The organism is Streptomyces doebereineriae (genome assembly GCF_031845645.1).
Classification (GTDB): Bacteria; Actinomycetota; Actinomycetes; order Streptomycetales; family Streptomycetaceae; genus Streptomyces; species Streptomyces canus.
Map to the genome: position 1 here is coordinate 56,419 of NZ_JAVREZ010000002.1, position 19,203 is coordinate 75,621.

At 70.2% G+C, this 19,203-nt stretch carries 20 protein-coding genes; 9 read left to right on the top strand and 11 right to left on the bottom strand.

What is annotated here, in order from left to right:
- Nucleotides 1-39: 39 nt before the first annotated feature.
- The 5 genes from folP (at nt 40) to RNB18_RS05805 (ending at nt 3,159) form a co-directional block, all read left to right on the top strand.
- On the top strand, nt 40-900 hold the full coding sequence (gene folP / locus RNB18_RS05785) for a dihydropteroate synthase (protein WP_311713077.1): 861 nt from the start codon (nt 40-42) through the stop codon (nt 898-900).
- Nucleotides 897-1,400: a nuclear transport factor 2 family protein gene (locus RNB18_RS05790; RefSeq protein ID WP_057612424.1), complete on the top strand. Its 504-nt coding sequence runs from the start codon at nt 897-899 to the stop codon at nt 1,398-1,400. The genes folP and RNB18_RS05790 overlap by 4 nt, the downstream gene beginning before the upstream one ends.
- A gap of 237 nt (nt 1,401-1,637) precedes the next feature.
- Entirely contained in the window at nt 1,638-1,997 is a 360-nt protein-coding gene (folB, locus tag RNB18_RS05795) for a dihydroneopterin aldolase (protein ID WP_057612423.1), read from the top strand.
- A complete protein-coding gene (folK, locus tag RNB18_RS05800) occupies nt 1,994-2,605 on the top strand; it encodes a 2-amino-4-hydroxy-6-hydroxymethyldihydropteridine diphosphokinase (protein WP_311713078.1) in 612 nt (203 codons plus the stop codon). The genes folB and folK overlap by 4 nt, the downstream gene beginning before the upstream one ends.
- 68 nt (nt 2,606-2,673) lie before the next feature.
- Entirely contained in the window at nt 2,674-3,159 is a 486-nt protein-coding gene (locus RNB18_RS05805) for a DUF3180 domain-containing protein (protein WP_311713079.1), read from the top strand.
- A 36-nt stretch (nt 3,160-3,195) separates the two neighbouring features.
- Here the strand turns inward: RNB18_RS05805 and folE are convergent, their stop codons facing one another.
- The 6 genes from folE to dacB all read right to left on the bottom strand — a co-directional run bounded on the left by folE (nt 3,196) and on the right by dacB (nt 10,820).
- A complete protein-coding gene (gene folE, locus RNB18_RS05810; RefSeq protein WP_311713080.1) occupies nt 3,196-3,801 on the bottom strand; it encodes a GTP cyclohydrolase I FolE in 606 nt (201 codons plus the stop codon).
- Between the two features lie 122 nt (nt 3,802-3,923).
- Nucleotides 3,924-5,957, bottom strand: coding sequence for an ATP-dependent zinc metalloprotease FtsH (gene ftsH / locus RNB18_RS05815; protein ID WP_311713081.1), 2,034 nt, complete (start codon nt 5,955-5,957; stop codon nt 3,924-3,926).
- A gap of 184 nt (nt 5,958-6,141) precedes the next feature.
- Nucleotides 6,142-6,681 carry a hypoxanthine phosphoribosyltransferase gene (gene hpt / locus RNB18_RS05820; protein WP_057612418.1) on the bottom strand — a complete coding sequence of 180 codons (540 nt, stop codon included), beginning with the start codon at nt 6,679-6,681 and terminating at the stop codon, nt 6,142-6,144.
- 73 nt (nt 6,682-6,754) lie between these two features.
- Nucleotides 6,755-7,798, bottom strand: a complete 1,044-nt coding sequence (gene tilS / locus RNB18_RS05825; RefSeq protein WP_311713082.1) for a tRNA lysidine(34) synthetase TilS — start codon at nt 7,796-7,798, stop codon at nt 6,755-6,757.
- Nucleotides 7,799-7,991: 193 nt separating this feature from the next.
- Nucleotides 7,992-9,116: a zinc-dependent metalloprotease gene (locus tag RNB18_RS05830; protein WP_311713083.1), complete on the bottom strand. Its 1,125-nt coding sequence runs from the start codon at nt 9,114-9,116 to the stop codon at nt 7,992-7,994.
- Nucleotides 9,117-9,182: 66 nt separating this feature from the next.
- Nucleotides 9,183-10,820: a D-alanyl-D-alanine carboxypeptidase/D-alanyl-D-alanine endopeptidase gene (gene dacB, locus RNB18_RS05835; protein WP_311713084.1), complete on the bottom strand. Its 1,638-nt coding sequence runs from the start codon at nt 10,818-10,820 to the stop codon at nt 9,183-9,185.
- A gap of 79 nt (nt 10,821-10,899) precedes the next feature.
- Here dacB and RNB18_RS05840 point away from each other — a divergent pair, with 79 nt between their 5' ends.
- Both RNB18_RS05840 and RNB18_RS05845 read left to right on the top strand, forming a co-directional pair.
- A complete protein-coding gene (locus tag RNB18_RS05840) occupies nt 10,900-11,391 on the top strand; it encodes an inorganic diphosphatase (RefSeq protein WP_059209164.1) in 492 nt (163 codons plus the stop codon).
- A gap of 101 nt (nt 11,392-11,492) precedes the next feature.
- Nucleotides 11,493-13,160, top strand: coding sequence for a threonine/serine exporter family protein (locus RNB18_RS05845; protein ID WP_311713085.1), 1,668 nt, complete (start codon nt 11,493-11,495; stop codon nt 13,158-13,160).
- A gap of 19 nt (nt 13,161-13,179) precedes the next feature.
- Here RNB18_RS05845 and RNB18_RS05850 read toward each other — a convergent pair whose 3' ends face one another.
- On the bottom strand, nt 13,180-14,052 hold the full coding sequence (locus RNB18_RS05850; RefSeq protein ID WP_311713086.1) for a DedA family protein: 873 nt from the start codon (nt 14,050-14,052) through the stop codon (nt 13,180-13,182).
- Between the two features lie 132 nt (nt 14,053-14,184).
- Between RNB18_RS05850 and RNB18_RS05855 the strand changes: the two genes are divergently transcribed.
- Nucleotides 14,185-14,550 carry a YbjQ family protein gene (locus RNB18_RS05855; RefSeq protein ID WP_057612411.1) on the top strand — a complete coding sequence of 122 codons (366 nt, stop codon included), beginning with the start codon at nt 14,185-14,187 and terminating at the stop codon, nt 14,548-14,550.
- 26 nt (nt 14,551-14,576) lie between these two features.
- On the opposite strand, the gene RNB18_RS05860 is transcribed toward RNB18_RS05855, so the two are convergent.
- A complete protein-coding gene (locus RNB18_RS05860; protein ID WP_311713087.1) occupies nt 14,577-15,338 on the bottom strand; it encodes a MerR family transcriptional regulator in 762 nt (253 codons plus the stop codon).
- 117 nt (nt 15,339-15,455) lie between these two features.
- Here RNB18_RS05860 and RNB18_RS05865 point away from each other — a divergent pair, with 117 nt between their 5' ends.
- Nucleotides 15,456-16,739, top strand: coding sequence for an ion channel protein (locus tag RNB18_RS05865; protein ID WP_311713088.1), 1,284 nt, complete (start codon nt 15,456-15,458; stop codon nt 16,737-16,739).
- Between the two features lie 15 nt (nt 16,740-16,754).
- Here RNB18_RS05865 and RNB18_RS05870 read toward each other — a convergent pair whose 3' ends face one another.
- The 3 genes from RNB18_RS05870 to RNB18_RS05880 form a co-directional block, all read right to left on the bottom strand.
- Nucleotides 16,755-17,516 (bottom strand): ABC transporter permease, encoded by a 762-nt coding sequence (locus RNB18_RS05870; RefSeq protein WP_311713089.1) that lies wholly within the window; start codon nt 17,514-17,516, stop codon nt 16,755-16,757.
- A complete protein-coding gene (locus RNB18_RS05875) occupies nt 17,513-18,466 on the bottom strand; it encodes an ATP-binding cassette domain-containing protein (RefSeq protein ID WP_394817601.1) in 954 nt (317 codons plus the stop codon). Before RNB18_RS05875 ends, RNB18_RS05870 begins: the two co-directional genes overlap by 4 nt.
- 83 nt (nt 18,467-18,549) lie before the next feature.
- Nucleotides 18,550-19,191, bottom strand: a complete 642-nt coding sequence (locus RNB18_RS05880; RefSeq protein WP_311713091.1) for a PadR family transcriptional regulator — start codon at nt 19,189-19,191, stop codon at nt 18,550-18,552.
- Nucleotides 19,192-19,203: the final 12 nt, after the last annotated feature.

Here is a 19,203-nt window from a genome sequence, read left to right on the forward strand (position 1 = left end):
CGCGGTCCCGGCGCTCCACGCTGGGCCTAGGCTGAACGCATGAGCAAGCAGAGCGGACGCGGGCGCGTCGCGGGCCTTCCGGAATGGGACCGCTGCGCGGTCATGGGAGTCGTGAACGTCACCCCCGACTCCTTCTCCGACGGCGGCCGCTGGTTCGACACGACGGCCGCCGTCAAGCACGGCCTCGCCCTCGTCGAGGAGGGCGCCGACCTCGTCGACGTCGGCGGCGAGTCCACCCGCCCCGGAGCCACCCGGGTGGATGAGGACGAGGAGCTCCGGCGCGTCATCCCCGTCGTCCGCGGCCTCGCCTCCGAAGGCGTCACCGTCTCGGTCGACACCATGCGCGCCTCCGTCGCCGAACAGGCCCTCGCCGCCGGCGCGGCCCTCGTCAACGACGTCAGCGGCGGCCTCGCCGACCCCGCGATGATCCCGGTCGTCGCCGACGCGGGTGCCCCCTTCGTCGTCATGCACTGGCGCGGCTTCCTGGCGGGCGGCAACGTCAAGGGCGTCTACGCCGACGTCGTCGCCGAGGTCGTCGACGAGCTCCACGCGCGTGTGGACGCCGTCCTCGAGGGCGGCATCTCTCCCGACCGTGTCGTCGTCGACCCGGGCCTCGGCTTCTCCAAGGACGCCGAGCACGACCTGGTCCTCCTCTCCCACCTCGACCGTCTCCTCGGCCTCGGCCACCCCCTCCTCGTCGCCGCCTCCCGCAAGCGGTTCCTCGGCCGTGTCCTCGCCGGTCCGGAAGGCGCCCCGCCGCCCGCACGCGAGCGCGACGCCGCCACGGCCGCCGTCTCCGCCCTCGCGGCGCACGCCGGCGCATGGGCGGTGCGCGTGCACGAGGTGCGCGCGACGGCGGACGCGGTACGGGTCGCCCGCGCCGTGGAAGGAGCCCGGTGAGCGCCCCCCACACCGACGTGGAACAGGTGGAAGCCGCCAACACCGCCTTCTACGAGGCGCTGGAGCGCGGTGACTTCGAGGAGCTGTCCTCGTTCTGGCTCACCCCTGCCGACCTGGGCGTCGACGAGGAGTACCACGACCCGGCCGACGTCGGCGTGGTCTCCTGCGTGCACCCCGGCTGGCCCGTGCTGACCGGTCGCGGAGAGGTCCTCAGGTCGTACGCGCTGATCATGGCGAACACGGACTACATCCAGTTCTTCCTCACGGACGTGCACGTCTCCGTCACCGGCGACACCGCCCTGGTGACGTGCACCGAGAACATCCTCAGCGGCGGCCCGGCACCCGAGGGCGGCGAGGAGCTCGGTCCGCTCGTCGGCCAGCTGGTGGTCGCCACGAACGTGTTCCGCCGCACCCCCGAGGGCTGGAAGATGTGGTCCCACCACGCCTCTCCGGTGCTGGCCGAGAACGACGAGGACGAGGACGGGGAAGCCCCTTCCTGAACCCGTCGGAACCAAGAAGTGGTTGGAATCACGAACCCCTGGGTATGGGCGGCTACCAACCCGTGAGCCGCCGGGTTCCCCAGGGGAAACACACGGTGAAACCTCCGGACCCCGGCACCGGCTCGCGCCCCCGTGGCCCGGCCCTGTCAGTGCTCGCAGGTAGATTCGTTCGAGGCCGGTGTACCGCCCGCACACGGTACGGACCGGCCGTCACCGACGATTGCAGGAGTGATTCGCGTGGATCGTGTCGCGCTGCGCGGCCTGAAGGCCCGCGGGCACCACGGTGTGTTCCCCAAGGAACGCGAGGAGGGCCAGACCTTCATCGTGGACATCGTCCTGGGACTCGACACCCGGCCGGCCGCCGCCGACGACGACCTGACGAAGACCGTGCACTACGGCATCGTGGCGGAGGAGGTCGTGGCCGTCGTCGAGGGCGAACCCGTCAACCTCATCGAGACGCTCGCAGAGCGCATCGCCCAGGCCTGTCTGAAGCACGAGGGGGTAGAGGAGGTCGAGGTCAGGGTCCACAAACCCGACGCACCGATCACCGTGCCCTTCGACGACGTGACCGTCACCATCACCCGGAGCCGAGTATGACCGCGTCCTTCGCCGCGGGTCACAGCGACCCGACCGTACAGCCGGTGCCCGCCTCCGTCGTGCAGCAGGTGGACGCCGCCGACACCACCCTCCACAACCCGAAGCGGGCCGTGCTTTCCCTCGGTTCCAACCTCGGCAATCGCCTGGAGACCCTCCAGGGGGCCATCGACGCCCTGGAGGACACACCCGGGGTCCGCATCAAGGCCGTCTCCCCCGTCTACGAGACGCAGCCGTGGGGCGTGGCGGCCGACAGCCAGCCGTCGTACTTCAACGCGGTCGTCGTGCTGAAGACCACGCTCCCCCCGTCCTCCCTGCTGGAGCGGGCGCACGCGGTCGAGGAGGCCTTCAACCGGGTGCGGGACGAGCGCTGGGGCCCGCGCACCCTCGACGTCGACATCGTCGCGTACGCCGACGTGGTCTCCGACGATCCGGTCCTCACCCTGCCCCACCCCCGCGCCCACGAGCGCGCGTTCGTGCTCGCCCCCTGGCACGACGTGGAACCCGAGGCCCAGTTGCCCGGTCGCGGCCCGGTCGCCGAACTCCTCGACACCGTCACGCGAAACGGGGTGGAACCCCGCAAGGACCTGGAACTCCAGCTGCCCGAATAGCCGTTAAGGTCAAGACGACCACTGTCCGTGGGACAGCCCAAGGACCTCGGGGGAGCTGAAGGGGCACCGTGAGAGAGCTGCGTATCAGGCTGCTGGCCGGCGTCTTCGCCGTGGCCGGGATCCTGTCCTGGGCGGGCGCCCGCCTGTGGAATTCGGTCGGGACCCTGCCCAGCGTCCCGCTGGCCGCCCCCATCGTTCTCGCCCTGATCGCCGTGGTCCTCATGGCCACGGCGCTCTCCATCCGCTCCCGCCTGAAGGCCCAGCGCGAGCGCGTCCCCGAGGCGAAGGGCGTCGACCCGCTGATGGCCGCCCGCGCGGTCGTCTTCGGCCAGGCCAGCGCCCTGGTCGCCGCCCTCGTCTCCGGCATGTACGGCGGCACCGGCGTCTTCCTCCTGGAATACCTGGACATCCCCGCCCGCCGCGACCAGGCCATCTATGCCGGCTTCTCGGTCCTGGCAGGTATCGCGGTGATAGCGGCGGCCATCTTCCTGGAGCGCGTGTGCAAGCTTCCGGAGGACGACGACCGGAACACGGGCGCCGCGTCGACGGCCTGAGGCCCGAAAACAGCGACCCGAAAACAGCCCGGCCGGTCAGCGCGCCATGATGAGGCTCATCGCCTCGTTGCGCGTCGCCGCGTCCCGCAGCTGACCGCGCACGGCCGACGTGAGCGTCTTCGCACCGGGCTTGCGGATGCCCCGCATCGACATGCACATGTGCTCGCACTCCACGACGACGATCACGCCACGCGGCTCCAGGATCTCCATCAGGGAATCCGCTATCTGCGTGGTGAGTCGTTCCTGCACCTGCGGCCGGCGGGCATAGACGTCCACGAGCCGGGCCAGCTTCGACAGCCCCGTGATCTTGCCCGTGGTGGCCGGGATGTACCCGACATGGGCGACGCCCCGGAACGGCACCAGGTGATGCTCACAGGTCGAGTACACCTCGATGTCCTTCACAAGCACCATCTCGTCGTGCCCCAGGTCGAACGTCGTGGTCAGCACGTCCTCGGGCTTCTGCCACAGCCCCGCGAATATCTCCTTGTACGACCGAGCCACCCGCGCCGGCGTTTCCCGCAGGCCCTCTCGGTCCGGGTCCTCACCGACCGCGATCAGCAGCTCGCGGATGGCGTTCTCGGCGCGCTTCTCGTCGAACTCGCCGATGGTGCCCTCGCCGTCCAGCGTCACGGGGTCGGTCATCTGGTGCCTCGTTCCTAGAGTCCCTCAACGGCCGAAAAACGCCGCGCCCCCCAGGCTAAAACCTGGGGGGCGCGGCATCCATTCCGGGTCCGGTGAGGTCACCGGCGCGGGACGGGTGAGCGTCAGCTCTCGGGGCGCTCCTCGGGAACCGCATCCGCGACCGGCTCCGACGCGGTGGCCTTGGCGGTGGAGATCGCCGGGGCCGCGCCGTTGGCGCCGTTCGTCAGTGCGAGCTCCCTGGGGGAGAGCACCGGCGGACGGGTGGAGGGCGTACGCCGGGAGGATCCGGTCCAGGCCGGCCGCGGGGGACGCTTGACGATGGGAGCGAAGATCTCGGCGATCTGCTCCTTGTTCAGCGTCTCCTTCTCCAGCAACTGGAGGACCAGCTGGTCGAGGACGTCGCGGTTCTCGACCAGGATTTCCCAGGCCTCGTTGTGCGCCGTCTCGATCAGCTTCTTGACCTCTTCGTCGACCAGCGCGGCGACCTCTTCCGAGTAGTCACGCGGGTGCGACATCTCGCGGCCCAGGAACGGCTCGGTGTTGTCGCCACCGAACTTGATGGCTCCGAGACGCTCGGTCATGCCGTACTGCGTGACCATCGCGCGGGCCGTTGCGGTGGCCTTCTCGATGTCGTTCGCAGCGCCGGTCGTCGGGTCGTGGAAGACCAGTTCCTCGGCCGCGCGGCCGCCCAGCATGTAAGCCAGCTGGTCCAGCATCTCGTTGCGCGTGGTCGAGTACTTGTCCTCGTCCGGCAGAACCATCGTGTAGCCCAGAGCACGGCCTCTCGAGAGGATCGTGATCTTGTGGACCGGGTCGGAGTTCGGGGAAGCCGCCGCGACCAGGGCGTGTCCGCCCTCGTGGTACGCGGTGATCTTCTTTTCCTTGTCCGACATGATCCGGGTCCGCTTCTGCGGGCCCGCCACGACACGGTCGATGGCCTCGTCCAGCGAGTGGTTGTCGATGAGCTTCTTGTCGCTGCGCGCCGTGAGGAGCGCCGCCTCGTTCAGCACGTTCGACAGGTCCGCGCCGGTGAAGCCCGGGGTGCGGCGGGCGACGGCCGAGAGGTCGACGTCCGGAGCGACCGGCTTGCCCTTCTGGTGAACCTTGAGGATCTCCAGACGGCCCTGCATGTCCGGGCGGTCGACCGCGATCTGGCGGTCGAAGCGGCCGGGGCGCAGGAGGGCCGGGTCGAGGATGTCGGGCCGGTTCGTCGCGGCGATGAGAATCACACCGCCCTTGACGTCGAAGCCGTCCATCTCGACGAGCAGCTGGTTCAGCGTCTGCTCGCGCTCGTCGTGACCGCCGCCGAGGCCGGCGCCGCGATGGCGGCCGACCGCGTCGATCTCGTCGACGAAGACGATCGCCGGGGCGTTCGCCTTGGCCTGCTCGAAGAGGTCACGGACTCGGGAGGCACCGACACCGACGAACATCTCGACGAAGTCGGAACCCGAGATCGAGTAGAAGGGGACACCGGCCTCGCCCGCGACGGCGCGCGCGAGCAGGGTCTTGCCGGTGCCGGGAGGGCCGTACAGCAGTACGCCCTTGGGGATCTTGGCCCCGACCGCCTGGAACTTCGCCGGTTCCTGGAGGAACTCCTTGATCTCCTGGAGCTCCTCGACCGCCTCGTCCGAGCCTGCGACGTCCGAGAACGTCGTCTTCGGGGTGTCCTTGGTGATGAGCTTCGCCTTGGACTTCCCGAAGTTCATGACCCGGGAGCCGCCGCCCTGCATCTGATTCATCAGGAACAGGAAGACGACCACGATGAGGACGAAGGGGAGCAGGGAGAGCAGGATCCCGACGAAGGCGTTCTGCTTCGTCGGCGAGACGGTGTACCCGTCGGGGATCTGCTTGTCCTGGTACTTGTTCTGCAGCACGGTGGCAAGGTCACGGCCTTGGTCGCCGATGTAGCTCGCCTGGATCTTCGAGCTGCCCTCGACCTTTTCGCCGTCCTTGAGCTGCACCTTGATGGTGTTCTCGTCGCCGGTGGTCAGTTTGGCTGATTCGGCCTTGTTGTCATTGATCGCCTGGACGACCTGGCCGGTGTCCACCGTCTTGTAGCCGCCGGACGAGCCGACGACCTGCATCAACACGACCACGGCAAGGACGGCCAGCACGATCCACATGACCGGCCCACGGAAGTATCGCTTCACGTCCATCCATACGGAGCGGTGTCGCCCCGTCCCTCCTGCCATAGTGAGTTTGATAAGACAGTTCTTCTGACGGTACCCCAGCATTGTGGGCCGAAGCCGCACGGGAGAGCTGTCGAACCCGTCTGCATGCTCCAACGGCGCGAAACCCGCTGGGGTTCCCGATCGTCTTACAGGGCTTGAGCCGTCTGGCTCAGCCGCCGTAGACGTGGGGCGCGAGCGTACCGACGAACGGGAGGTTGCGGTACTTCTCGGCGTAGTCGAGACCGTAGCCCACGACGAACTCGTTGGGGATGTCGAAGCCGACCCACTCGACGTCGATGGCGACCTTGGCGGCGTCCGGCTTGCGCAGCAGGGTGCACACCTTGAGCGACTCCGGCTCGCGGGAGCCCAGGTTGGACAGCAGCCAGGACAGCGTCAGGCCGGAGTCGATGATGTCCTCGACGATCAGGACGTGCTTGCCCTTGATGTCGGTGTCGAGGTCCTTGAGGATCCGCACCACGCCGGAGGACTGGGTGCCCGCGCCGTACGACGACACGGCCATCCAGTCCATCGTGACAGGGGTGGACAGCGTCCGCGCGAGGTCGGCCATGACCATCACCGCGCCCTTGAGGACGCCGACGATCAGCAGGTCCTTGCCCGCGTACTCCGCGTCGATCTTCGCGGCGAGCTCCACGAGCTTCGCGTCGATCTCTTCCTTGGTGATGAGTACCTCTTTGAGGTCGGCACCCATGTCTTTCGCGTCCACCGCATCACTTTCGGTCGTCCCACCAGCCGTCCGTCACTCCCCGAGGGGAGCAAAGGGTTCAGCCTTGCCGAATCACCAGTCTGCCACCCTGCCGCTGGGCGACGACCTTGCCCGGGAGATTGATGGCTCCCTGGCCGCGCCAGCCGGTGATCAGACGGTCGACTTCCTCGATGTGACGGGCGAAGAGCGAACCGGCCGGAGCGCCCGCCTCGATGGCCGCCTGGCGCAGGATGCGGCGGCGCACGGCGGGCGGCAGGGCGTAGAGCTTGGCGCACTCCAGGAGGCCGGCGGCGTCGCGTACGGAGGCCTCGGCCCGGCGGGCCCAGGCGTCGAGGGCGTCGGCGTCGTCGCGGGAGAGCTGGGCCGTACGGGCGAGGGCCTCGACGACTCCTTTGCCGAGCGCCTTCTCCAGGGCGGGCAGGCCTTCGTGGCGCAGCCGGGAGCGCGTGTAGGCGGGGTCGGTGTTGTGCGGGTCGTCCCAGACGGGCAGGGACTGGACCATGCAGGCCTTGCGGGCGATCTGCCGGTCGAGTTCGAGGAAGGGCCGGCGATAACGGCCGTCGGCCCCCGAGACCGCGGCCATGCCGGACAGCGAGCGGGTGCCGGAGCCGCGGGCGAGGCCGAGCAGGACGGTTTCGGCCTGGTCGTCGCGGGTGTGGCCGAGCAGGACGGCGGCGGCGCCGTGGCGTTCGGCCGCCGCGTCGAGGGCGGCGTAGCGGGCGTCGCGCGCGGCGGCCTCGGGACCGCCTTCGCGGCCGACCGTCACGGCGGTGGACTCGACGGGGTCCAGGCCGAGTTCGCGCAGCCTGAGGGCGACTTCCTCGGCGCGCTGGTCGGAGCCGGGCTGGAGGCCGTGGTCGACGGTGACGCCGCCGGCGCGGATGCCGAGCTTGGGAGCCTCGAAGGCGAGGGCGGAGGCGAGGGCCATGGAGTCGGCACCGCCGGAGCATGCCACGAGCACGAGCGGCGACGGCGGGCGCTCGTGCGGGCTCTGCTCGCCGGAAGCGGGACGGTCAGCAGAAGCGTGATGGTCGTTGAGGATGTCGTGGAGGACGCGGCGGACCGCCAGGCGTATCGCCGCGACCGCAGGATGGGGACCCATGTCCGGTTCCCTTCATGAAGTTTTCGGGGGGTGAGCCCGAGGTTCGGTCACTCAGAGTGTGTAGATGGTGACAGAACCGGGGCGTTCCCCGAGCATTGCACGCCTACCCCTCGCTCACGGTCCCTCGGACGGGTGATTGAAGGGGCGTTCGCCTGCCGTCGGCCGGATTCCTCTCACGACGTCCGTACGCGGTTCACGACTCGGCTTTGCGATGCACCCGCGCGACCCAGTCCGCCGGTTTGGCGATCTCCGTCTTGGTCGGGAGCGTGTTGGGGGAGGTCCACACGCGGTTGAAGCCGTCCATGCCGACCTGGTCGACGACGGCCCGCACGAAGCGTTCGCCGTCGCGGTACTGCCGGAGCTTGGCGTCCAGGCCGAGCAGCTTGCGCAGGGCCATGTCCAGGCGGGAGGCGCCCTTGGCCCGCCGCTGCTGGAACTTCTCGCGGATCTCGGCGACGCTCGGCACGACGGCCGGGCCCACTCCGTCCATGACGAAGTCGGCGTGGCCCTCCAGGAGGGACATCACGGCGGTGAGGCGGCCGAGGATCTCCCGCTGGGCCGGTGTCTGCACGATCTCCACGAGAGAGCGTCCCTCGTCCTCCTCCTCGCCCTCTGGACGCCCGCCGGCCAGCGACTGGGCGGCCTCCCGGATGCGCTCCAGGACGGTCATGGGGTCGACCTCGGTCTCCCCGAGGAACGACTGGATTTCGCCCTCCAGATGGTCACGCAGCCAGGGCACCGCCGTGAACTGCGTGCGGTGCGTCTCCTCGTGCAGACACACCCAGAGGCGGAAGTCGTGGGGCTGGACGTCGAGTTCGCGCTCCACGTGCACGATGTTCGGGGCGACCAGGAGGAGCCGGCCGCCGCCGTTCTCCCCCGCCGGGAGTTCGCGGGTGGCCGGGGCGAAGGTCTCGTACTGGCCGAGGACGCGGGAGGACAGGAACGACAGGAGCATCCCGAGTTCGACGCCCGTCACCTTGCCGCCGACGGCCCCGAGGACCGCGCCGCCGGGGCTGTTGCCGCGCCGCTCCTGCATCTTCTCCAGGAGCGGTTTGAGGATCTCCCTGAACCCGGCGACGTTCGCCCGGACCCAGCCGGGGCGGTCGACGACGAGTACGGGAGTGTCGTGGACGCCTTCCGTCCCCATCCGGGTGAAGCCGCGGACGTGTCCCTCCGAGGCCTTGGCGTGCCGGCGCAGTTCCGCGACGACGGCCCGGGCCTCGTCACGGCTCACGTCGGGGCCCGGCCGCACGAGCCGGGTCGCGGTCGCCACCGCGAGATTCCAGTCGACCATCTCGGCACCACCGATGCTCGTCATGCGTCAACCGTACGTGAGCGTTCCCACTTGGGGCAGGCCACGCGGGAGGGCAAGGCGGGTGCCGGGTCAGCCGCATCCGCAGGCCGCCAGCGCCGAGGCGGTGCGATCCAGCGCGTTCTGCGCCGCCCCCGGGTCCGTCGTGTCCGAGGTCAGGAATGCGAAGGCCAGCAGCCGGCCGTCCTGGTCCACGACCGTCCCGGCCAGGGTGTTCACCCCGGTCAGGGTGCCCGTCTTCGCCCGTACGACGCCTGCCGCGCCGTCCGTGTAACGGCTGGTCAGGGTGCCGGTGAAGCCGGCCACCGGAAGGCCGGTGAGGGCGGGTCTCAGGTCCGGGTGAGCCGGGTCACCCGCCTTCACCAACAGGGACGTCAGCAGGTTCGCGGTGAGCCGGTCGTCCCGGTCGAGTCCGCTGCCGTCGTGGAAGTCGGCGCCGGCGAGCGGGAGTCCGAGCTTCTTCAGCTGGGCACGGATCGCCTTGCCGCCGCCCGCGAAGTCGGCGCGCTGACTGTCCGCCACGGCGGTCTGGCGGGCGAGGGCTTCGGCGATGTCGTTGTCGCTGTTGGTCAGCATGCGTTCGACCAGGGCGGACAGGGGCGGCGAGAGGACCTCGGCGAGGTTCTCGGCGCGGCCGGTCGCCTTGGAGGGTCCGGGTGAGGTCGTCCTGATCCCGTGGTCCGACAGGAACCGGGCGAACGTGCGGGTCGCGTCTGCCGCCGGGTCCGTCGTACGCGGCGCGGGTCCACTGGCCGTGCCGTCGGTGCGGGCCTCGTCCACCATCAGGGCGCTGACGGGGGCGAGGTTGTCGTTGACCCCGATCGGGTGGATCTCGGAGCCCGCGTAGAGGGTCTTGTCGTAGGACAGCGTGACCGTCTTGATGCCCCGCTTCTTCAGGGCCGTGGCGGTCTCCTCGGCCAGTTCACGCAGGCTCGCCCAGCCCTGGGCGTCCGCGCGGGCGGTGAGCGTGGGGTCGCCGCCGCCGACGAGGACGAGCTCCTTGGTGTCGGCTTCCAGGGCCGCGCGCGTGACGAGGCGGTGGTCGGCGCCCAGGGCCGACAGGGCGGCGACGGCGGTGGCGATCTTCGTGGTGGAGGCGGGGGTCAGTGCCGTGCCGGCACCCGCGCCGTAGAGCCGTTTGCCGGTGGCGACGTCCACGACGGCCGCCGTGTGGCGGGTGCCGAGCGCGGTGTTGCCGAGGAGCGGGCCGAGGACGGCGGCGAGCGCTTGGCCGGTCGGGGCGGACTTCACCGTGTTGGCCGCGCCGCCCAGTGCGGTGAGCACGGACGGGGCGCTCGGAGCGGGGCCCGGCCCGGCGGCCGCCGAACCGGAATCACCTCCGTGATCTGTGCCACCCGTCCGCTCGAGGGCGACCGCCCGGTCCCGCTCGGCCGTACGCTGACCCGAGGAGTCCCACGGACCGGCGGCGGTCGCCACGGTGGCGGCCAGCGCCAGACCGGCGGTGGCGGCGCCCGCAGTGTACTGCCAGGTCCTGACGGCCTTCGGGCGAGGAATCCGAGCAAGCCGTGTGACCTGCGGTTTCACGGCGGCGACGGTCCGTACCAGGTACGGCTGTACGGCGTCCGTGGCCCGGGTCAGTCCTGGACGTACGGCGCCCGCGGCGCGTGCCAGACGCGGTCGTACGGCGTTCGCGACCCGCGTCGCATGCGGTCTCGCGGCCCGCCAAGGCCTCAGTTCAGGCACGACCAACAGCCCCTTTCGCGATCACACACCAGCGTGAGGGACACTTAACCACCAGAACTATGTGTTGATCATGGAGGAGCCACCGGTGGAGTTCGACGTCACGATCGAGATCCCGAAGGGTTCGCGGAACAAGTACGAGGTGGACCACGAGACCGGTCGGATCCGCCTGGACCGTCGACTCTTCACCTCGACCGCCTACCCGACCGACTACGGCTTCGTCGAGAACACTCTCGGCGAGGACGGCGACCCGCTGGACGCGCTGGTCATTCTTGACGAGCCGACGTTCCCGGGCTGCCTCATCAAGTGCCGTGCGATCGGCATGTTCCGCATGACGGACGAGGCCGGCGGTGACGACAAGCTGCTGTGCGTCCCGGCGACGGACCCGCGGGTGGAGCACCTGCGCGACATCCACCACGTCTCCGAGTTCGACCGCCTGGAGATCCAGCACTTCTTCGAGGTCTACAAGGACCTGGAGCCCGGCAAGTCCGTCGAGGGCGCCGACTGGGTCGGCCGCGTCGACGCCGAGGCCGAGATCGAGCGGTCCTACAAGCGCTTCAAGGACTCGGGCGGCCACTGAGCCCTGTGCTTCTGACGGGCCGCACGCGCACGCGTGCGGCCCGTCAGCATGCCCGCGCATACTGAGGCCTACGGAATGTGTCGTTCAGGGAGCGTTACGGAGTGACGGAGGCGGAGCACCGCAAGCCGCAGTCTGACGAGGCGAGGAGTTTCTACGACTCCGAGATCACGTCCGAGTTCGCCGTTCCCGACGGGCTCGCCATGTCCAGAACCGTCGGCGGCGAGCCGGAGACCACGTCCGAGTTCGCGCTGCCGAAGGGGCTGGACGTCCCGCAGCCGACGGCCGCGGAGCCCGAGGGGTCGGCGTTCACTGCGCCCCGCACGTACAGCGCGAAGGACGCGCCGCCCGCGTTCACCCCGCCGACCGGCATACCGGTGGTCAGCCTCACCAAGGACGTGCCCTGGCAGGACCGGATGCGCACGATGCTACGGATGCCGGTGGCCGAGCGGCCCGCGCCGGAGCTGGTGCACAAGTCCGAGGACGACGCCGGTCCGGCCGTCCCGCGCGTGCTCGACCTGACGCTGCGTATCGGCGAGCTGCTGCTCGCGGGCGGTGAGGGCGCGGAGGACGTGGAGGCGGCGATGTTCGCCGTCTGCCGGTCCTACGGCCTGGACCGCTGCGAGCCGAACGTCACCTTCACCCTGCTGTCGATCACGTACCAGCCGTCGCTCGTGGACGATCCCGTGACGGCCTCCAGGACCGTACGGCGGCGCGGCACCGACTACACGCGCCTTGCGGCCGTGTTCCAGCTCGTGGACGACCTCAGCGACCCCGAGACGGCCATCTCCCTGGAGGACGCCTACCGGCGGCTCGCGGAGATCCGCCGCAACCGGCACCCCTATCCGACCTGGGTGCTCACCTCGGCGAGCGGGCTGCTCGCGGGGGCGGCCTCCGTGCTGGTCGGCGGTGACCTGCTCGTGTTCGTCGCGGCCATGCTGGGCGCCATGCTCGGCGACCGGCTGGCGTGGCTGTGCGCGGGGCGCGGGCTGCCGGAGTTCTACCAGTTCACGGTCGCCGCGATGCCGCCCGCCGCGATCGGGATCGCGCTGACGCTGGCCCACGTGGACGTGAAGGCGTCCGCGGTCATCACCGGTGGGCTGTTCGCGCTGCTGCCCGGGCGGGCGCTGGTGGCGGGCGTCCAGGACGGGCTGACCGGCTTCTACATCACCGCGTCGGCCCGGCTCCTCGAGGTCATGTACTTCTTCGTGGGCATCGTGGTCGGCGTGCTGGTGATGCTCTACGTCGGCGTGCAGCTGGGCGCGCATCTCAACCCCGACGAGGCGCTGTCGACGGATCCGCGGCCGCTGTGGCAGATCGCGGCGTCGATGCTGCTGTCGCTGACCTTCGCCGTACTGCTGCAGCAGGAACGATCCACCGTGCTGGCCGTCACGTTGAACGGCGGCGTCGCCTGGTGTGTCTACGGCGCGATGCACTACACCGGCGAGTTCTCACCGGTCGCCTCTACGGCCGTCGCGGCCGGACTCGTCGGGTTGTTCGGGCAGTTGCTGTCCCGGTACCGGTTCGCGTCCGCGCTGCCGTACACGACAGCGGCGATCGGACCCCTGCTGCCGGGTTCCGCCACGTACTTCGGGTTGTTGTCGATCGCCGGGAACGAGGTGGACGAAGGGCTGGTGTCCCTGTCGAAGGCGGCGGCGCTCGCCATGGCCATCGCCATCGGGGTCAACCTGGGATCCGAGATCTCCCGGTTGTTCCTGAGGGTCGGTTCCGCGGGGAAGCGGCGGGCCGCCAAGAGGACGCGGGGGTTCTGACCCGCGCCCCCGGCAGCTCTCAGTACCCCTGGTTGTTGTAGGGGTTCTGCTGGTTCTGCTGGTTCTGGCCGTACTGCTGGTCGCCGTAGTTCTGCGGGTACTGCTGGGCGTACGGCTGCTGTTGCTGCGGCTGCTGCTGGCCGTAGTACTGGTCGTAGCCGTTCTGCTGCTGAGGGGGCTGCTGCTGGTCGTCCGACGGGATGCGGCGGAGCTGGGTCGTCGCGTCGTCCATGGGCTGGTACGGCTGCTGGGGCGGGGCCTGGGCCGCCGCCCGCTTCTTCCTTCCGCGCTCCCGGAGGTACTCGATGATGATCGGGACCACAGAGACCAGGACGATCAGGACGAGGATCGCCTCGACGTTCTTCTTGATGGCGTCGATCTGGCCGAGCCAGTAGCCGGCGAGGGTGACGCCGGTGCCCCAGGCCACGCCGCCGATCACGTTGTACGTCAGGAAGGTGCGGTACTTCATCCGGCCGGCGCCGGCCACGATGGGGGCGAAGGTGCGCACGATCGGGACGAAGCGGGCCAGGACGATGGCCTTGGGGCCGAACTTCTCCATGAACTCGTGGGCCTTCTCCAGGTTCTCCTGCTTGAAGAGCTTGGAGTTGGGGCGGCTGAAGAGCCTCGGCCCGAAGAACTTGCCGATCATGTAGCCGACCTGGTCGCCGAGGACGGCGGCCAGCACGATGAGCGTGCAGACCAGCCACAGGGGCTGGCTGATGAAGTTCCCCTCGGCCACGAAGAGACCCGCCGTGAACAGCAGGGAGTCGCCCGGCAGGAACGCGAAGAGGCCCGACTCGGCGAAGACGATCAGCAGGATGCCTGGCAGGCTGAAGGTCTCGATCAGATAGTCGGGGCTGAGCCACTCGGGGCCGAGCGCGAGCGTGGTCACGGGATTGTGGCTCCTGCGTGTGGGGACGGGCTGGGACTGGCTGCCCAAAAGTATCAACGCAGCCGTGGTGGCCCAGGTTCCATGCGGCTCCCCAGGATGCACTGTGCTCGGTCTGGGACAAAGCTGTGAGCCATGGGTATTGACGAATTCGGCGGTGGCCAGGGGCCCCAGCCAGACGTGCTCGTGGTGACGACGAACGACGTACCCGGCCATCGGGTCCAGGAGGTGCTGGGCGAGGTGTTCGGGTTGACCGTGCGCTCCCGGCACCTCGGCAGCCAGATCGGTGCCGGGCTGAAGTCGATGGTCGGCGGTGAGCTCAAGGGGCTCACGAAGACGCTGGTGCAGACCCGCAACCAGGCCATGGAGCGGCTCGTCGCGCAGGCACGCGCGCGCGGGGCGAACGCCGTGCTGATGTTCCGCTTCGACGTGACGGAGGCGGCGGACGTCGGCACGGAGGTGTGCGCCTACGGCACGGCGGTGGTCCTGACCCGGGAGTAGACCCCGGGTCAGGGGCTAGGAGTGGCCTAGGTGGTGTGGCGGGCGGCGTTCGCCCCGATCGCGTCCCTCAGGTGCTCGGCGAGACCGGGGCGCATGGAGTCGTAGAACGCCTTGAAGCGCTCGTCCGACACGTACATCTCGGCCAGGCCCTGGTGCATCTCGTACGGGCAGTCGTAGAACCAGGCGCAGATGTGCCGCCGGTGTTCCTCCGCCATGTCCATGGCCGCCGGGGAGGTCGGTGCGTCACCGGCGGCCATCAGGGCGTCGTAGCGCTCGCCCCAGTCGGCGACCTCGGACTGCATGCGTTTCCAGTCGTCCTTGGTGTAGCGGGCCGCACGGCGCTGCGACTCGGCGTACGCCTCCGTGCCGCCCCACCGCTGTTCCGCCTCCTGCGCGTACTGCTCCGGGTCCTTGTCCCCGAACACCTCGAACCTCTCCTCCGGCGTGAGATCGATCCCCATCGTGCGTGCCTCCATGGCGTGCTCCACGGCCGCCGCCATCTTCTGCAGTTTCTCGATCCGGGCGGTCAGCAGCTCGTGCTGGCGGCGCAGATGCGCGCGCGGGTCCGCGGCCGGGTCGTCGAGCAGGGCGGCGACCTCGTCGAGCGGGAAGCCGAGCTCGCGGTAGAACAGGATCTGCTGCAGCCGGTCGAGGTCGGCGTCGCTGTAGCGCCGGTGGCCCGCGTGGCTGCGTTCGCTGGGCACGAGCAGGCCGATGTCGTCGTAGTGGTGCAGCGTGCGCACCGTGACGCCGGCGAAGCCCGCGACCTGTCCCACGGAGTAGCTCACTTCGTCCGCTCCCTTCTCGGTACGCGCTCCACGGTGGCTCCTCACGCCGCGTGAGGTGCAAGCCCGGCAGGAACATCTCCGGATGTCCCGCCCGTTTCGTCCGCTTATCGTGAGGCCGTGGCCCAGGACACCGCGCAGCAGGCATCCACCACCCCGGCGACCCCGGCCCGCGCGCTGCTGCCGCTGATCCTCCCTGCCTTCGTCGTCGGAGTGGGCGCGAGTCTGCTGCTCCTCGGGGTGAGCGCGGCGGCCGAGGAGCTTCAGCACGTGCTGTGGCGGAACCTGCCGGACGCGCTGGGGGTGGGCCGGTACTCCGTGCTGTGGATGCTGGTCGTGCTCACCGCGACCGGGGTGGCCGTGGGCCTGGTCGTGTGGAAGGTGCCCGGGCACGCCGGTCCCGATCCGGCCACCACCGGTCTGGACGCTCCCGTGCTGCCGCCCGCAGTGCTGCCGGGGCTGCTGCTCGCGACCGCGCTGATGCTCGCGGGTGGGCCGAGCCTGGGCCCCGAGAACCCGATCATCGCGGTGAACGTGGGGCTCGCCTTCTGGCTGGGGTGCCGGCTGGCCCCGCGACTGCCGCGCGGACTGTGGCCGGTGCTGGCGGAGGCGGCGACGATCGGCGCGCTGTTCGGAACGCCGGTGGCGGCGGCGCTGGTGATCTCCGAGGCGCTGGCCGGGCGGCAGCTCAGGGGCGCGCTGTGGGACAACGTCTTCGGGCCGCTGGCGGCCGCCGCGGCCGCCGCGCTGACGACCACCCTGGTGGCCCATCCGACCTTCGACCTGGGGCTGCCCGCGTTCGGGCAGCCCGACTGGGGCGATCTGCTGGCGGTGCTGGTGGTCGCGTCGGCCGCCGCGCTGCTCGGCATGGTGGCCGTGCTGTCCTTCCCGTACGTCCACGGCGCGTTCGCGCGGCTGCGGCATCCGATGGTGGCGCTTCCGGTCGGTGGACTCGTCCTGGGGCTGCTCGCGGCCGTCGGGGGCCATCTGACGCTCTTCAAGGGGCTCGACGAGATCGGGGAGCTGGCGGCCGATCCGGCGGGCTGGTCGGCCGGGGAGTACGCCACCATGACGGTGGTGAAGCTGGCCGCGCTGCTCGTCGCGGCCTCCTGCGGCTTCCGGGGCGGGCGGATCTTCCCGGCCGTGTTCGTCGGCGTCGCCTTCGGGCTGTGCGCCCACGCACTCGTGGACGCCGTGCACCCGTCCCTCGGCGTGGCGGCCGGGGTGCTGGGCATGCTGCTCGCCGTCACCCGGCAGGCCTGGGTGAGCCTGTTCGTCGCCGCCCTGCTGGTGGCTTCGTCCGCGATCCTCGCACTGCTGTGCATCGCCTCCCTGCCGGCCTGGCTGCTGGTGACCGGGCGTCCGCAGATGCAGGTGCACGAGGACGGCACCCCGTTCCGCTGACCGACGACGACGGCTCTAGCGGCTCAGGCGCGCGAACCGCCGTAGGGCCAGCGGGAAGAACACCGCCAGAAGGGCCAGCGGCCACAGGACCGCGGCCCATACGTGACCTGGTTCGCCACCTGGGCCGCCCAGCTGGTCCCGGACGGCCGTCGCCGTCTGGGACATCGGGTTCCAGTCGACGACCGTGCCCAGCAGGCCGGGCATGGAGTCCGGGGTGGCGAAGGCGTTCGACAGGAAGCCGATCGGCCAGACCAGGATCTGCACGGCCTGCACCATCTCCGGCTTCCCGGCGACCATCGCCAGATGGATGCCGATCCAGAGCATCGCGAACCGGAAGAGCAGCAACAGGCCCACTGCGGCCAGGAGTCCGCCGACACCTCCGTGGACCCGCCAGCCGATCGCGTGGCCGACGCCGATCATCGCGGCCAGGCTCAGCACGGACTGGAGCATGTCGGCAGCCGAACGGCCCACCAGGACGGCCCCGTTGGCCATCGGCATGGACCGGAAGCGGTCGATCACGCCCTTGTTGAGATCCTGGGTGACGGCGATCATGGTCGCCTCCAGCCCGAACGCCATGGTCAGCGCGAGCATCCCCGGGACCAGATAGTCGACGTACTCCCCCTCGACGCCCCGTCCGCCGCCGACGAGATAGCCGAACATCAGCAGCAGCATCACGGGGAAGACCAGCCCGACGAGGACCCGCACCGGCTGCCGTGCCCAGTGGGCGAGTTCGCGCCGGGTCATGATCCAGGAATCGGTCAGCGCGTATGTGCTCACACGGCCTCCTTCACTCGGTGGTCGTCGCCGGTGAGGTGCAGGAACACCTCGTCCAGCGTGGGCCGGCGCAGGACCACGTCCTCCGCCTCGATTCCGGCCGCCTCCAGGGCCCGTACGACACCGGAGAGCGCCGCCATCCGGTCGGTGACCGGAGCGCTGAGCAGCCGGCGGTCGGGGTCGACCGAGACCCCGGCCGCGTCGAGAGGCAACAGGGCGACAGCCGCGCCCAGTTGGCCCCCGTCCCGCAGGACCACATCGATGCGGTCTCCGCCGGTTCGCGCCTTCAGCTCGTCCGCCGTGCCGTCGGCGACGACCCGGCCCCGGTCGACGAGGGAGATGCGGTCGGCGAGCTGGTCGGCCTCCTCCAGGTACTGCGTGGTCAGCAGGACCGTCGTACCACCGCCGACCAGGGAGCGGACCGCGGCCCACACCTCGGCGCGGCCGCGCGGGTCGAGGCCGGTCGTGGGTTCGTCCAGGAACAGCACCTCCGGGTCGCGGATGAGGGAAGCGGCCAGGTCGAGGCGGCGCCGCATGCCGCCGCTGTAGGCGCGGACCGGTTTGCGGCCGGTGTCCGCCAGGCCGAAGCGCTCCAGGAGTTCGTCGGCACGCACGCGCGCGTGGCGGGCGCTCAGGTGGTACAGGCGGCCGAACATCTCCAGGTTCTGGCGGCCGCCGAGCTCCTCGTCGAGGGCCGCGTGCTGGCCGAGCAGGCCGATACGCAGCCGTACGTCATAGGCCTGGCGCTCCACGTCGTGGCCCGCCACCTCGGCACGGCCCTCGTCCGGGCGCAACAGGGTGGACAGGACGCGGACCAGGGTGGTCTTTCCCGCGCCATTGGGGCCGAGCACGCCGTGGACGCTGCCGCCCGCGACCCTCAGGTCGAGCCCGTCCAGGGCGGCCTTGTCGCCGTACCGCTTCCGCAGGCCTTCCGCGACGATCACGTCGGTCATCGAGGCACCCTCCAAGATCGACATGTAGTCAAACTTGACTACTCTCCCAAAGTAATGCCGTGGAGCGCATTCGTCAAACTTGATTAGCGAGCGTCCCCGGGGTGCCGCTCCCCCGTCGCATACGGGTTCTCCTCGCCCTCGGCGAGGACGCCGACGAACGGCTCTCCCTCTCCCGCGAAGGTGTACGCCCCGCCCTCGATGCGGGCGATGAGCCCCTGGGTCCACTCGGCCTCGGCGTCGGCCGTGTGGATCCAGAGGTTCATGATCTCGCCGATGTGGCCGAGCTGTTCCGGGCCGTCCTCGGGCACGTAGTGCTCGGTGACGGAGGAGCGCCACGCCTCGATCCCGCGGATGCGCTCCTTCAGCAGCGCCACGGCCTCGGCGCGCGGCAGTTCGACGATGAAGCCGATCGCCGCCGACTTGACGTCCATCTTCTGGTCGTACGAGGTCAGCGCCTCGCGCACCAGCCTGAAGCACTCCTCGGTGCCGGCCTCGGTGATCTCGTACTCCGTGCGCGGCGGGCCGCCCGCGGTGGACGGCGCCGTCTCGTGCTCGATCAGCAGCCCTTGCTTCGCCATCTGCTTCAGGGCGTGGTAGATCGAGCCGGGCTTGGCGTTGGACCACTCGTGCGCGCCCCAGTACTCCAGGTCGTTGCGCACCTGGTAGCCGTGGGCCCGCCCGTGCTGACGCACCGCGCCGAGCACGAGAAGACGGATCGCTGACATGCGGTCCAGGTT

Coding starts and splice junctions, on each gene's coding strand:
- folE (WP_311713080.1), bottom strand. CDS start 3,801: ATGACCGACCCCGTGACGCTGGACGGCGAGGGCACCATCGGCGAGTTC.
- RNB18_RS05875 (WP_394817601.1), bottom strand. CDS start 18,466: ATGACCGACGTGATCGTCGCGGAAGGCCTGCGGAAGCGGTACGGCGAC.
- hpt (WP_057612418.1), bottom strand. CDS start 6,681: ATGGGTGCCGACCTCAAAGAGGTACTCATCACCAAGGAAGAGATCGAC.
- RNB18_RS05880 (WP_311713091.1), bottom strand. CDS start 19,191: ATGTCAGCGATCCGTCTTCTCGTGCTCGGCGCGGTGCGTCAGCACGGG.
- RNB18_RS05855 (WP_057612411.1), top strand. CDS start 14,185: ATGGGTATTGACGAATTCGGCGGTGGCCAGGGGCCCCAGCCAGACGTG.
- ftsH (WP_311713081.1), bottom strand. CDS start 5,957: ATGGACGTGAAGCGATACTTCCGTGGGCCGGTCATGTGGATCGTGCTG.
- RNB18_RS05830 (WP_311713083.1), bottom strand. CDS start 9,116: ATGACGAGCATCGGTGGTGCCGAGATGGTCGACTGGAATCTCGCGGTG.
- tilS (WP_311713082.1), bottom strand. CDS start 7,798: ATGGGTCCCCATCCTGCGGTCGCGGCGATACGCCTGGCGGTCCGCCGC.
- folP (WP_311713077.1), top strand. CDS start 40: ATGAGCAAGCAGAGCGGACGCGGGCGCGTCGCGGGCCTTCCGGAATGG.
- folK (WP_311713078.1), top strand. CDS start 1,994: ATGACCGCGTCCTTCGCCGCGGGTCACAGCGACCCGACCGTACAGCCG.